A 14,133-nucleotide genomic window follows, 5' to 3' on the forward strand; every position below is an offset into this window, starting at 1 on the left:
GCAGAGCTTAAATATCCCCCCCTCTTGCCCACAGATAAAAAAACGGCTCCATCAAGGAGCCGTTTTCAATGGATTGGGCAGTGCCGATTACTCGACGGTCGCTTCCACACTGGTGAAGTACTCGATCTTGGCCGCTTTGCGCAGCTCGTCGATCAGAGACTTGTAATCCACCTGGGCTTTGCCCTGACCCAGCTGAGCTTGCAGCATGGCGGCCATGCCGGATGCGGCGGCAGGGACGTTGACCTTGTCCAGCGCAACTACCACGCGATCACCATTGTTCTCTGCAACCAACCCGACACTGGGCTTGCCATCTTTGGGATGGGGCAACATAAAGGCTTCTGTGACCAGATTCTCATCCATCGCCCGTTCGAAGCGGGAAACCCCTTTGTGGGTTTCTACTTTCAGCCCCAAAGCAGCCAGGTCCCCATCTATGCTCTCACCGACCTTCAGCTTGTCCAGCAAACCCTGAGCCTTGCCACGGGCCACTTCGCTAGCCTTGTCATGCTTGATGGCGGCAATCACCTGCTCTTTCACCTCGGCCAACGGCTTGACCGCTTTGGGCTTGTGACCGGTGATGTGCAGTACCAGCGCCTTGCCATCGGTGAGTTCGATCACGTCGGAGTTGGTGTTGTCCTCGCGCAACTGCTCGGAAAACGCCACAGAAAGCACCTTGGGATCGTTCAGCGGTGCTGGGGCATTTGTTTGAGTGAAGTAATCGGTAGAATCGACCTTCATCCCCATTGCCTCGGCAGTCAGATCCAGCGAGTCCGGGTTCTCGAAGCTATGGTCAGCCATCTTCTGCTGCTCAGCAAAGAATTTCTCCTTGGCCTTGTCAGCTTGCAGACGAGTGATGGTCTCTTCCTTCACATCGGCAAACGGCTTGGTCTGGGCAGCTTGAACCCCCAGCAGCTTGATGATGTGGAAACCGAACGGGCTCTTCACTACGGTGGAGAGATCACCAGCCTTGTTCAGGGCAAAGGCCGCCTTCTCGAAAGCCGGATCCATCACCCCTTTCTCGAACCAGTCCAGCTCGCCGCCTTTTTTGGCAGAGAAGGTATCGGAGGAGTCAGCCTTGGCCAATGCAGCAAAATCATCTCCAGCTTTGGCTTTGGCCAATACGGCCTCGGCCTTCTGCTCAGCCGCTTTCTCATCCTTGCCAAACGGGATCAGAATATGAGCCACGTGGCGACGCTCGGCACGCTGGAACAGATCCTGGTGCTGATCGTAGTAATCCTGGGCATCCTGCTCGGTGACCTTGATATCTTTGGCGAGGTTGGCGGCGTCCAGCAGCAGATAGTCGACCTTGACCTGCTCGTCGTTCATGAAACGGGCACCATTGGTCTTGTAGTACTGCTCCAGCTCGTTGTCGGAGACCTGAACGTCAGCCATGTAGTTGGCGGCAGCCAGACGAACCAGGCGCAGATCGCGAGTCTGGTTGTAGAGCTTGTCGAGCTGCTCCGCTTCACCCTTGAGGGAGAATTCGGTGCCCAGCAGGGCGCTCATCAGCTGTTGACGCACCATATCCTGACGCAGGGAGTCACGGAACATTTCGGGAGTCATACCAGCACGACGGATCAACTGAAGATAGCGGTCATTGTTGAACTTGCCGTTCTCGGCAAACTCCGGCATGGCAACGATGGCCTGCTTGATCTGTTCATCGCTGATGCGCAGACCCAGTTCACGGGCCTTGCTGTCCAGCAGCGCCTGATCGATCAGCCGATCCAGCACGCCACGGCGGAACTGTTTCATGTAATCGGGGTTCGCGGCCAGCTGGCTGAATGCCTCTCCCATCTGGGATTCCATGCGGGCGCGCTCGTTACGGTAGGCATTTTCCAGTGCCGCAGCACTGATCTCGGTGCCATTGACGGTGGCGGGGGCGGTACGGGCCGGGCCGTTCAGGTAACTACCTACACCAGCCAAGGCAAAGGAGAGGATGATCAGGCCCAAGATAACCTTGGCTACCTTGCCCTGCGCCCCTTCGCGTAGTTTATCCAACATCATGTTTGTACTTATGCTCCCGAACTCGATGGGCGTAAACAATAAAAAGGCGCACCGATTGCGATGCGCCTTGGTCAATCAGTATGAGAGAAGACTCTCTAACTTGTCTGGTCTGCGACCAAGGACGGTAGCCGACGGATATCAGCGACCGACTTAGTTAACAGCGTCTTTCAGGGCCTTACCAGCTTTGAAGGCAGGAACTTTACCAGCAGCGATTTCGATGGTCGCGCCAGTCTGCGGGTTACGGCCTGAACGGGCAGCACGCTCGCGTACAGCGAAAGTACCAAAACCGACCAGAGCAACCTGGTCACCCTCTTTCAGCGCTTCACCAACAGCATCAATGAAGGCATCCAATGCACGGCCAGCGGCAGCTTTGGAGATATCGGCACCGTCTGCAATCTTGTCAATCAGTTGAGATTTATTCACTCTTATATTCCCCTTTTATCGAACACCGCTGCGGCGCTGATTTCCCTGGCCACAACAAGTGGAGGTTTTATAGCAAGCCTCCTGATCAGTTGCAAGTGACAATCTGGCGCAAACCCGCGCCACACAACGCATTGCGACTCATCACGAGTACCCGATCGGTGGTCAAGGCTACTTCCGTTATCGGGCGCATGCAAGCCTTAACCACCCGCCGAATGCGCCAAATTTGCGGCGCATCAACATTTACACGACAGAAACGCGCTCAAACCCCTGCGGATTGTCCTGCAACGCCAATTCCAGCACCTCGTCAATCCAGCGAACAGGATAAATTTCAAGGTCTTGTTTGACGTTTGCCGGGATCTCCTCAAGGTCACGCTCGTTCTCTTTCGGAATAAGCACTCGCTTGATGCCGCCACGGTGGGCTGCCAGCAACTTCTCCTTCAGACCACCAATGGGTAGTACTTCGCCGCGCAAGGTGATCTCTCCTGTCATCGCCACATCAGCACGAACCGGATTACCGGTCAAGCTGGAGACCAGTGCGGTACACATGGCGATACCGGCGCTCGGACCATCTTTCGGGGTGGCCCCTTCCGGCACGTGCACGTGGATATCACGCTTCTCGTAGAAGTCGGCGTTGATGCGCAGCTTCTCGGCACGGGTGCGCACCACCGTCATCGCCGCTTGAATGGACTCCTGCATCACTTCACCGAGGGAACCGGTATAAGTGAGCTTGCCCTTGCCCGGCATGTTGGTGGTCTCGATGGTGAGCAGATCGCCCCCCACTTCGGTCCACGCCAGACCACACACCTGACCCACCTGATTCTGGTCGGTGGCCTTGCCGTAATCGAAACGCTGCACCCCGAGGAACTCCTTGAGGTTCTCCTGATTGACCTGAACATGCTTGATGCTCTTGTCCAGCAGGATACGCTTGACCGCCTTGCGACAAATCTTGGAGATCTCGCGCTCCAGACTCCGCACACCCGCCTCACGGGTGTAGTAGCGGATCACTCCGACCAAGGCAGAATCTTCGATGGTGATCTCGGAGGCTTTCAGGCCGTTGCGCTGGATCTGCTTGGCAACCAGATGCTGCTTGGCAATGTTGAGCTTCTCATCTTCGGTGTAACCGGAGAGGCGGATCACTTCCATCCGGTCCAGCAAGGGGCCTGGGATGTTCATGGAGTTGGAGGTGGCCACGAACATGACGTCCGACAGGTCATAATCCACTTCCAGGTAGTGATCGTTGAAGCTGTTGTTCTGTTCCGGATCAAGCACTTCCAGCAAGGCGGATGCGGGATCGCCACGCATGTCCGAGCTCATCTTGTCGATTTCGTCGAGCAGGAACAGCGGGTTCTTCACGCCAACTTTCGCCATCTTCTGGATGAGCTTGCCTGGCATGGAACCGATGTAGGTGCGACGGTGACCGCGGATCTCCGCTTCATCACGCACCCCACCGAGGGCCATCCGCACATATTTGCGGCCGGTCGCCTTGGCGATGGATTGGCCCAGCGAGGTCTTGCCCACACCGGGAGGGCCAACCAGACAGAGGATGGGGCCCTTGAGCTTATTGACGCGCGCCTGCACCGCCAGATATTCGAGGATGCGATCCTTGACCTTCTCGAGGCCATAGTGATCGGCGTCCAGCACCTCTTGCGCCTTGCCAAGGTCTTTTTTGACTTTGGAGCGCGCCTTCCACGGCACCTGTACCATCCAGTCCACATAGCTGCGAACCACGGTAGCCTCGGCGGACATGGGAGACATCATCTTCAGCTTGGCAAGCTCGGCCTGGGCCTTTTCACGGGCATCTTCCGGCATGCCAGCCTCTTCAATCTTGCGATTGAGGGCTTCAAACTCATCCGGGCTATCTTCCAGCTCACCCAGCTCTTTCTGGATGGCCTTCATCTGCTCGTTGAGGTAATACTCGCGCTGACTCTTTTCCATCTGCTTCTTGACGCGAGTACGGATGCGCTTCTCGACCTGCAGCAGGTCAATTTCCGACTCCATCATCGCCATCAGGAATTCGATGCGCTCGGAGACCGAGACTATCTCCAGCACCTTCTGCTTGTCTTCCAGCTTGAGCGGCATGTGGGCCGCCATGGTGTCAGCCAGACGCGCAGCATCGTCGATCGCCGAGATCGAGGTCAGTACCTCGGGCGGGATCTTCTTGTTGAGCTTGATATAGCCTTCAAACTGACCGATGGCGGAGCGAACCAGCACTTCCTGATCCTTCTCCTCAATGGCTTGGGAGGGAATGTACTGGGCCTCGCAGACAAAGAAATCCTTGTCGTCGATCATCCGCTCCAGGCGGGCACGCTGCCCCCCCTCTACCAGCACCTTGACGGTGCCGTCCGGCAGCTTGAGCATCTGCAGAATATTGGCCACTGTCCCGACGGAGAAGATCTCCTCCACCGTCGGCTCGTCGGTTGACGCATCCTTCTGGGCCACCAGCAGAACTTTCTTGTCCTGCTCCATGGCCGCTTCCAGACAGCGAATGGATTTTTCCCGCCCCACAAAGAGTGGAATGACCATGTGGGGGTAAACCACCACGTCACGAAGAGGCAGGACGGGAATCTCGATGCGTTCTGAACGCTCTAGGTTCATATATGTCCTCTCGGCTTGTTATACCGTTGGCAAAGCGCTTGGCTGAGTATATGGGGGCGCAGAGATGAGATTCAATCGCCGAAACCGCAAAAAGCATGAAAGGGGCAAAAAGCCCCTTCCATTTGATTAAAAATCAGACATTTACTCTGATGCAGCAGCCTGGGTCTCGGGATTTTCGTAGATCATCAAGGGCGCAGAGTCCCCTTTGATCACGGTCTCGTCGATCACCACCTTGCTGACCCCTTCCAGAGAAGGCAGGTCATACATGGTATCCAGCAGTACGGCTTCCACGATGGAACGCAGACCACGAGCACCGGTTTTACGCTCCATCGCCTTGCGGGCTATGGCGTTGAGTGCGTCGTCACGGAACTCGAGCTCAACCCCTTCCAGATCGAACAACGCAGCGTACTGTTTGGTCAGTGCGTTTTTCGGCTCTTTCAGGATCTGGATAAGGGCAGCCTCGTCCAGTTCGGTCAGGGTCGCGACCACCGGCAGACGGCCGATAAACTCGGGGATCAGACCATACTTGATCAGATCTTCCGGCTCTACCTTGGCGAAGGTCTCGCTCAGGGTGGCCTTGGCATCCTTGGATTTTACCTCGGCGCCAAAACCGATACCGGTCCCCTTCACGGAACGCTGCTCGATCACCTTGTCCAGACCGGCAAAGGCACCACCACAGATGAAGAGGATCTTGGAGGTATCAACCTGCAAAAACTCCTGCTGCGGGTGCTTGCGACCACCTTGCGGTGGCACGGAAGCGATGGTTCCTTCGATCAGCTTGAGCAGTGCCTGCTGTACCCCTTCCCCGGAGACATCGCGGGTGATGGAGGGATTGTCCGACTTGCGGGAGATCTTGTCGATCTCGTCGATGTAGACGATGCCACGCTGAGCCTTTTCTACGTCGTAGTCGCACTTTTGCAGCAGCTTCTGGATGATGTTCTCCACGTCCTCGCCCACGTAACCTGCTTCGGTCAGGGTGGTCGCATCGGCCATGGTGAACGGCACATCCAGCAGGCGAGCCAGAGTCTCGGCAAGCAGGGTCTTGCCGCTGCCGGTCGGGCCAATCAGCAGGATGTTGGATTTGCCAAGCTCCACACCACTGTTTTCGCCGCTGTTGCGCAGACGCTTGTAGTGGTTGTAGACGGCAACGGCCAACACCTTCTTGGCATACTCCTGCCCGATCACATAGTCATCGAGATGAGCGCGGATCTGATGAGGGGTCGGCAGCTCGTTACCATCGCGCTTGGGCGAGATCTCGCGGATCTCTTCGCGGATGATGTCGTTGCACAGCTCGACACACTCATCGCATATGTAGACGGAAGGGCCAGCGATCAGCTTGCGCACTTCATGCTGGCTTTTGCCGCAAAAAGAGCAGTAGAGCAGCTTATCACCCTCACCCTTGCGTTTTTCTGTCATTCAGCAACCTCGTTTTATCAATAGAGGATGGATCGGCCTGTTGAGTTTACAACAGACCGGGACACCCTGCTCAGCTACGCTGGCTCAGGACACCGTCTACCAAGCCATAGGCCACAGCCTGCTCGGCGGACATGAAGTTGTCACGATCGGTGTCACGCTCGATAGTAGCCATGTCCTGACCGGTGTGGAACGCCAGGCGCTCGTTCAGGGTATTTTTAATCTTCAGGATCTCCTGGGCGTGGATCTGGATATCAGATGCCTGCCCCTGGAAGCCACCCAGCGGCTGGTGGATCATCACACGGGCGTTAGGCAGGCAGAAACGCTTGCCCTTGGCGCCACCAGCCAGCAGGAAGGCACCCATGGAACAGGCCTGCCCCATGCAGACGGTGCTGACATCCGGCTTGATGAACTGCATGGTGTCGTAGATGGACATGCCCGCAGTCACCGAACCACCCGGCGAGTTGATGTAGATATAGATGTCCTTGTCCGGATTCTCGGACTCGAGGAACAGCAGTTGGGCAACCACCAGATTGGCCATGTGATCTTCAACCTGACCGGTCAGGAAGATCACCCGCTCTTTCAGCAGACGGGAGTAAATATCGTAGGAACGTTCACCCTTGGCAGTCTGTTCGACCACGATGGGGACCAGCGCATTGCTGGGAGAATCGGTCATATCGTTATAGTTCTTGTACATAAGGCATTGTCCCTAAAATAAAATGGCCCGAGTGGAGATCACACGAGCCATTATACTTAACAGTCTTGACCTTAAGTCAAATGTTCTTAGGCAGCGGCGCCAGACTTGTTGATCACTTCGTCAAATGCAACTTCTTTTTCGGTCACTTGCGCTTTGGACAGGATCAGGTCGATGGCTTGATCTTCTACTGCCAGGTTACGAACGCCGTTCAGCATCTGTTCGTTCTTCTGGTAGTACTCGATCACTTCCTTCGGATCTTCGTAGGCAGTCGCCATGGACTCGATGATGCTGTTTACACGGGCATCGTCAGCCTTGATCTCGTTGGTGCGGATCACGTCACCCAGCAGCAGGCCTACACGTACACGACGCTCGGCTTGAGCCTGGAACAGTTCAGCCGGCAGCTCGGGAGCGTTGCCGCCCTGGAAACCACCGAAGCGCTGCAGAGCCTGCTGACGCAGTGCGTCGATCTCTTGAGCAACGGCAGCTTTCGGCAGGTCGATTTGGTTGGCTTCAACCAGACCGTTCAGAACTTGCTCTTTCACGCTGTTTTTCAGGGCTTGAGCCAGTTCGCGCTCCATGTTCTTGCGCACTTCGGCTTTCAGCTCTTCAACAGAACCGCTTTCGATACCGAAACGCTTCACGAACTCTTCGGTCAGCTCAGGCAGGATCTGCTCTTCAACCTTGATCAGCTTGGAAGCGAACTTGGCCTCTTTGCCTTTCAGGTTTTCAGCGTGGTAGTCAGCCGGGAAGGTCACTTCGATGGTGAACTCGTCGCCCGCTTTCTTGCCCAGGATGGCGTCTTCGAAGCCCGGGATCATGCGGCCAGCGCCCAGCACCAGGTTGAAGCCTTCAGCTTTGCCGCCGTCGAACTCTTCACCGTCGATGGAACCGACGAAGTCCATGGTCACACGCATGCCATTGGCAGCGGCAACATCGGCATCAGCCCAGGTAGCGTGCTGCTTGCGCAGGGTGTCGATCATGTTGGCCAGATCTTCGTCCTTCACGGTCGCAACCGGCTTCTCGACCTTGATGGTCTCGAGACCTGCAACTTCGAACTCCGGATACACTTCGAAAGTGGCGGTGAATTCGAAATCCTGACCTTCTTTGATCTCTTTCGGATCCATGGTCGGGGCACCGGCCGGGCTCAGTTTGTTTTCGATGATGGCTTTGATGAAGTTGCTCTGCATCATTTCATCAGCAACGCGGGCGTGAGCCATGGCGCCGAACATCTTCTTGATGATGGCAACCGGAGCCTTGCCAGGACGGAAACCGTCGATGCGACGAGTTTTGGCCAGGCCATTCAATTCTTTACGCACAGCGGCGTCTACGGTAGCGGCCGGTACAGTGATGGTAAGACGGCGTTCCAGACCCTGGGTTGTCTCTACAGAAACTTGCATTCTTCTACCTCGTTCAACTCAGCACTGTGTGCTGACCCTTTATTGCCCCTGGGCAAAGCCCGGAGTCTTCCTGTTTATAAAGACAACGATATGTCTTTGTGATGAGAAAATATGACGCGGCATTATAGCGGCGCACTTTGGTCGAGTCGAGCCACACATCCCCCACATTGAGCGGCGTGCAAGCACAATTCGTGCAAAACTGCCCTTTATATGGGGAGAGAGGTGCCAGACTTCAACTATCCGATGGCAATAATTTTGCGTTTGTTCACCTTTTTTCATCCGAACGCCGCTTTATTGCCCATCTTTCACCGAAAAACAGCCCACCGTTGCGGGCGGCGACTCAATTTGTCCAGCCAAATGGCGATTGGGCCAATCAACCATTGCGTCCCTACCCCTCCCTCGTTATGGTGGCAACCAAATTGATGTTCTGGAGTCACTCACATGGCCTTTTTCCGCTTCTTGTTCAATCTGCTCTGGTTTGTACTGGGAGGTGTCTTTATGGGCCTGGCCTGGTGGCTGGCCGGTCTTGTCTGCTTTATCTCGCTGGTCGGCATTCCCTGGGGACGAGCCTGCTTCGTGATCGGCACCTTTACCTTCTTCCCGTTTGGCAAGCAGGCGGTCAATCGCAAGACCATGACCGGCCAGAGTGATATAGGCACCGGCACTCTGGGGCTGATTGGCAACATCCTCTGGTTCGTGCTGATCGGTGTCTGGCTGGCCATCGGCCACATCGCTTCCGCACTGGCCAGCTTTGTGACCATTATCGGTATCCCGTTCGGTATCCAGCACCTCAAGCTGGCGCTGATCAGCCTGGCGCCCATTGGCCAGATGATTGTGACCAATCAGGAGGCGGAATCGGGCCGCTATATCCGCTAACGGCGGGAAATACGCGGGCAGACGCTGCCCTGCAACGAAAAAAAGGGCAGACTAGAGTCTGCCCTTTTCTATTCTCTTTTGTTGAGGCCATCATGTTACCCAGCCACTTTTTCGCCAATCTCGCCCGCATGAAACTCATCTACCGCTGGCCCCTGATGCGCAACATCCAGCCGGAAAACATCGCCGAGCACAGCCTGCAGGTCGCCATGGTGGCCCATGCCCTCGGCATCATCAAAAACCGGCTGTTTGGCGGTAGCGTGAATGCCGACCGCGCCGCCGTGATGGCCCTCTATCACGACAGCAGTGAGGTGCTGACCGGCGATCTGCCTACCCCGGTCAAATACTTCAATCCCGAGATCGCCCGCGAGTACAAGAAGATAGAGCTGGCCGCCGAACAGCGTCTGCTTGGCATGCTGCCGCCAGAACTGATCGATGACTTTCGCCCCTTGCTCGATTCGGCAGCCCAGGATGACGAGCTGGCCAGACTGGTCAAGGATGCCGACACCCTCTGCGCCTATACCAAGTGTCTGGAGGAGATCAACGCGGGCAACCGGGAGTTCGAACCGGCTCGCAAACGCCTTGAGGCCATGCTGGAAGCGCGGATGAGCGATGAGATGCGCTACTTTATCGACACCTTTGTGGCCAGCTTCTCCCTGCCACTCGATGAGCTGAACGCTCACTAAGCCAGTCTACATGACCAGAAAACAGAAGGGCCCGCCGGTTTGCACCGGCGGGCCCTTCGTTCTTTATTGCGCATTAGATGCAACGCATCAGTGACCCAGCTCGCGGGAGGGTACCAGACCGCTCGCCCGCCAGGCGGGATAGAGGGTCGCCACCAGACTCATCAGGATGGCGGCGCCCGTCACGATGAGCAGGTCCTGCATATGCAACTCGGTCGGCAAGAAGTCGATAAAGTAGATATCCGGATTGAGGAAGCGATGGCCGATGAGCTTTTCGACAACGCTCAGGATCTGGGTCAGCTTGCTCGAAAGCAGCCCGCCCAGCAGGGCGCCAAGCAGCGCACCGGCTACACCGTTGACCATCCCCTGAATGACGAAGGTAAGCCGGATCTGGCCGGGGCTCGCCCCCATGGTCTTGAGGATGGCGATCTCGCTGCGCTTCTCGTTCACCGCCATCACCAGGGTGGAGACGATGTTGAAACAGGCGACGGCCACCACCATCAGCATCACCACATACATGACGGTACGCACCATCTGGATGTCCTGATAGAGGTAGCCCTGGCTGTTCATCCAGCTGCGGATATAGACGTGATGAGGGAACTGCTGCGCCGCGGCGATCGTAATATTTTGTGCATTAAGCACATCGCTCACCCGCAGGCTGAAGCCCTCCACATCGCTGCCCATGCCGGTGATCGCTTGCGCATCGGCCAGATGCATAAAGCCGAGCAGGCCGTCGAGCTGACCGCCGATCTCCAGCAGCCCCACCACGGTCAGGGCTTCGCGGCGGGGATTCTTAATCCCGGCCTGATCGCCCCCTTGCGGCAGCAGCAGGGCAACAGAATCCCCCACCTTGACGCCCAGCTTGTCGGCGATGGTCTTGCCAAGGATCACGCCACGTTCACCCGGTTGCAGCTCACGCAGGCCACGGCCCGTCATGTATTTGCCCGCATCCGACAGATTGGCTTCCAGATCGGGCAGCACTGCGCGCAGTTGCACCCCCTTGAGGGCAGAGCCATGCTCCAGCAGGCCATTGAGGCGAATGACCGGCGCTGCCGCCTCAACGCCCGGCTGAGCCAGCAGGTAGTCACGCAGACGTGGCCAATCCGGCAACGGCCGCTCGACGGCGTCCAGCTCACCTTGCGGCACGACCGAGAGCACCCGATCTTTAAGCTCCCGCTCGAAACCGTTCATGGCGGAGAGGCCCAAGATCAGCGCCATCACCCCGAGGGCGATACCGATCAGGGAAGAGGCAGAAATAAAGGCGATAAACCCGTTGCGACGGCGGGAGCGGCTGTAACGCAGGCCCAGAAAGAGGGGCAGCGGTTTGAACATCAGGCAACCTCCGCCATCACGCCGCTCACCAGGTTCACCCGGCGATGGAGCTTGGCCGCCAAGCTCAGGTCGTGGGTCACCACCACAAACGCAGTGCCCAGTTCACGGTTCAGTTCACACAGCAGTTCGTAGACAGCAGTAGCACTGGCGTGATCCAGATTGCCGGTGGGTTCGTCCGCCAATACCAGACTCGGTTCGTTGACCAGCGCTCGGGCGATCGCCACCCGCTGACGTTCGCCACCAGAAAGCTCGGAGGGACGGTGATTCAAGCGATGGGAGAGCCCCACCCGCCCCAGCATCTTGGTTGCCTTTTCGGTGGCAACCGCCACCGACTCACCGGCGATCAGCAGCGGCATGGCCGCATTTTCCAACGCACTGAACTCGGAGAGCAGGTGGTGGAACTGGTAGACAAAGCCCAGCTCGCGGTTGCGAAAGCGAGCCTGGGTACGACTGTCCCAGTGGTGGATATCCTCACCCTTGAACAGCACGGCGCCGCTGGAGGGGTTGTCCAGCGCCCCCATCAGGTGCAGCAGAGTGGTCTTGCCGGAGCCCGAGCTCCCCACCACCGCCAGCATTTCACCGGGCGCGACACAGAGATCGATCCCCTTGAGCACCTGAGTCTCCAGCTCCCCCTCTTTATAGACATGATTGAGCGCCTGGCAGCGCAGCAGAGGTTCACGGGATACGGCTTCATTCATAACAGGGGCTCCACTTACGCCAGTGACCACAGAGGCACCAGTAACAACGCCGGTACTCGCACCGGAGGTAACAACAGAAGATGTATTATTCACGGCATTACTCATAACGCAGCGCCTCGGCCGGTTTCACCCGTGCGGCGCGGGCCGCCGGATAGAGGGTGGCACTGAAGCTCAGCAGCACGGCGCCCAGCAAGATGGTGATGACCTGAGCCGGTTCGACGATGACCGGCAGGCCACTGCCGCCCGCCGCCATATAGAGGTTGAGCCCCACCGCATTGAGCAGAGGGTTGAGACCCAAAGAGAGCGCAAGGCCAGCCAGCCCGCCAAACAGGGCACCAATCACCCCGCTGGAGGCACCAAGCACCATGAAGATTTTGACGATCCCTGATTCACTCATGCCCATAGTGCGCAGGATGGCCACTTCGCCCTCCTTGTCCGTCACCACCATCACCAGCGCAGAGAGGATGTTGAAGGTGGCGACGGCGATGATCAGCACCAGCATCAGCCCCATCATCCGTTTTTCCATGGCGACCGCCTGGAACAGCTCGCCCCGCTCGCGGCGCCAATCCTGCCACAGCAGCCCATCCGGCAACGGTGTCTTGATCACCTCGTCAGCGGCAAAGGGATCATCGAGCCAAAGGCGAATGCCACCGACGGTTTCTGGCGGCAGGCGCAGCAGTCGCTGGGCATCCCCCAGCGCGATCAGCGCAATCTGGTTATCCACATCGGCGCCGACCCCGAAGATGCCGGAGACGGTAAAGAGGCGCTGGGCCGGTACCCGGCCAAACGGGGTGAAGCGGGTCCCTTCGGTCAGGATCAGCCGAACCTGATCGCCGATGGAAACATTGAGGCGGCGTGCCACCCCCTGCCCCAGCACGATGCGGTAGTGGCCAGCCTGCAGGGTATCGAGGCGCCCCCCCAGCATCTGGCTGTGGAGGATGTCATCCTTGGGCCACTTCGCAGGGTCGATCCCCTGCACGCTCACCCCGGTCAGCTGGCCGGGGCTTTGCAGCATCCCTTCGCTGTCGAGCATGGGGGCCGAGGCGACCACATGGGGTAATTTGGCCAGATCCGGCAAGCCTTGCGGGTCGGCATCAATGCGGCCAGCCTGATTGGTCACCACCACATGGGGGATCACCCCGAGGATGCGCCCTTTGAGCTGCCCTTCGAAACCGTTCATCACCGAAATGACCACCATCAGGGCGGCAACCCCGATGGCGATGCCAAAGGTAGAGAACAGGGAGATAAATGAGACGAAGCGATTGCTGCGCTTCGAGCCTGCATAACGCAGGCCGATGGCCAGCGAAAGGGGCTGAAAAAGTCCGGTCTTCAAGGATATGTACGTTGCCAACAAAATAAGATACCGGATAATAAAGGGAAACCGTCCATGACAACAAGGGATAGCCTCCATGCAGGAACAGTTCTTCAGCGTCACTCATGCCACGCCGGTCAATGTGATCCCCATGCCGGCCGACTTCCACCTCCCCTCGCTGGAGGAGCTGGACGCTGAGCTGCCGGAGCCCTTTCGGATCTCTTCGGCCATTACCTCCATCGATCTGGTGACCACCCGCCTGCTGCGCAACCAGAACGAGTCGATGCACGACCTGATCGAGATCGTCAATCAGCAGTCCCGCAAGATCGACATGATCATGGGCTATGTGCTCTCCCTGCAGGACCATCCGGAGCAGCGCTTCCACACCCTGCGCTTCGGGGCTGGCCAGCTCACCTACCTGCACCCCTATCATGATCACGGGGCTGCGCCGCACCTGCACCAGATAGTGCGCCTCAAGATCTTCCTGCGGGAAGAGGCGGCCGCCATCTACTGCTATGGCCAGGTCAAACAGCTCGACGGCGGTGAACATGGCACCCATGTGCAGCTCGACTATGTGCGGATCCGCGAAGATGACCGTGAACTGCTGGTTCGTGCCAGCCTCCACGTGCAATCGAAGCAGCTCAAGCTGCGCGCCCAAGAACGTCAGCGCTAACCAGAGCGAACGTCGCGATAGATAACGTCAACGTTA

12 protein-coding genes are annotated in these 14,133 nt (G+C 57.6%); 3 read left to right on the forward strand and 9 right to left on the reverse strand.

Translation table 11 applies throughout. The annotated features are described in order from the left end of the window. Positions 1–87: 87 nt before the first annotated feature. The 6 genes from ppiD to tig form a co-directional block, all read right to left on the reverse strand. Positions 88–2,001 (reverse strand): peptidylprolyl isomerase, encoded by a 1,914-nt coding sequence (gene ppiD / locus G5154_RS02365; RefSeq protein ID WP_421250253.1) that lies wholly within the window; start codon positions 1,999–2,001, stop codon positions 88–90. 150 nt (positions 2,002–2,151) lie between these two features. Continuing rightward, positions 2,152–2,424, reverse strand: a complete 273-nt coding sequence (gene hupB / locus G5154_RS02370; RefSeq protein WP_005315375.1) for a nucleoid-associated protein HU-beta — start codon at positions 2,422–2,424, stop codon at positions 2,152–2,154. Positions 2,425–2,664: 240 nt separating this feature from the next. Continuing rightward, positions 2,665–5,019, reverse strand: coding sequence for an endopeptidase La (gene lon, locus G5154_RS02375; protein WP_421250254.1), 2,355 nt, complete (start codon positions 5,017–5,019; stop codon positions 2,665–2,667). Positions 5,020–5,160: 141 nt separating this feature from the next. After that, positions 5,161–6,435, reverse strand: a complete 1,275-nt coding sequence (gene clpX / locus G5154_RS02380; protein ID WP_201938413.1) for an ATP-dependent protease ATP-binding subunit ClpX — start codon at positions 6,433–6,435, stop codon at positions 5,161–5,163. A gap of 70 nt (positions 6,436–6,505) precedes the next feature. Then, complete coding sequence (gene clpP / locus G5154_RS02385; RefSeq protein ID WP_005336979.1) at positions 6,506–7,129, reverse strand: ATP-dependent Clp endopeptidase proteolytic subunit ClpP; 624 nt, start codon at positions 7,127–7,129, stop codon at positions 6,506–6,508. 86 nt (positions 7,130–7,215) lie between these two features. Then, the gene (gene tig, locus G5154_RS02390; protein ID WP_005345092.1) at positions 7,216–8,526 is read right to left on the reverse strand and encodes a trigger factor; all 1,311 of its coding nucleotides are present in this window, start codon (positions 8,524–8,526) and stop codon (positions 7,216–7,218) included. 441 nt (positions 8,527–8,967) lie between these two features. On the opposite strand from tig, the gene G5154_RS02395 reads away from it, so the two are divergent. Both G5154_RS02395 and yfbR read left to right on the forward strand, forming a co-directional pair. Continuing rightward, positions 8,968–9,402 (forward strand): YccF domain-containing protein, encoded by a 435-nt coding sequence (locus G5154_RS02395; protein ID WP_421250255.1) that lies wholly within the window; start codon positions 8,968–8,970, stop codon positions 9,400–9,402. Positions 9,403–9,494: 92 nt separating this feature from the next. Beyond that, positions 9,495–10,085, forward strand: coding sequence for a 5'-deoxynucleotidase (gene yfbR, locus G5154_RS02400; RefSeq protein ID WP_139401703.1), 591 nt, complete (start codon positions 9,495–9,497; stop codon positions 10,083–10,085). Positions 10,086–10,172: 87 nt separating this feature from the next. On the opposite strand, the gene lolE is transcribed toward yfbR, so the two are convergent. The 3 genes from lolE to G5154_RS02415 all read right to left on the reverse strand — a co-directional run bounded on the left by lolE (position 10,173) and on the right by G5154_RS02415 (position 13,445). Then, on the reverse strand, positions 10,173–11,414 hold the full coding sequence (lolE, locus tag G5154_RS02405) for a lipoprotein-releasing ABC transporter permease subunit LolE (protein ID WP_005336986.1): 1,242 nt from the start codon (positions 11,412–11,414) through the stop codon (positions 10,173–10,175). After that, positions 11,414–12,112, reverse strand: coding sequence for a lipoprotein-releasing ABC transporter ATP-binding protein LolD (gene lolD, locus G5154_RS02410; RefSeq protein WP_198303926.1), 699 nt, complete (start codon positions 12,110–12,112; stop codon positions 11,414–11,416). The genes lolE and lolD overlap by 1 nt, the downstream gene beginning before the upstream one ends. Positions 12,113–12,209: 97 nt before the next feature. After that, on the reverse strand, positions 12,210–13,445 hold the full coding sequence (locus tag G5154_RS02415; protein ID WP_005345085.1) for a lipoprotein-releasing ABC transporter permease subunit: 1,236 nt from the start codon (positions 13,443–13,445) through the stop codon (positions 12,210–12,212). 76 nt (positions 13,446–13,521) lie between these two features. Between G5154_RS02415 and G5154_RS02420 the strand changes: the two genes are divergently transcribed. Then, entirely contained in the window at positions 13,522–14,097 is a 576-nt protein-coding gene (locus G5154_RS02420; RefSeq protein WP_005336991.1) for a hypothetical protein, read from the forward strand. Positions 14,098–14,133 lie beyond the last annotated feature (36 nt).

Origin of the sequence: Aeromonas sp. 600527, assembly GCF_049175415.1 — a bacterium.
Taxonomy (GTDB): Bacteria; Pseudomonadota; Gammaproteobacteria; order Enterobacterales; family Aeromonadaceae; genus Aeromonas; species Aeromonas veronii_A.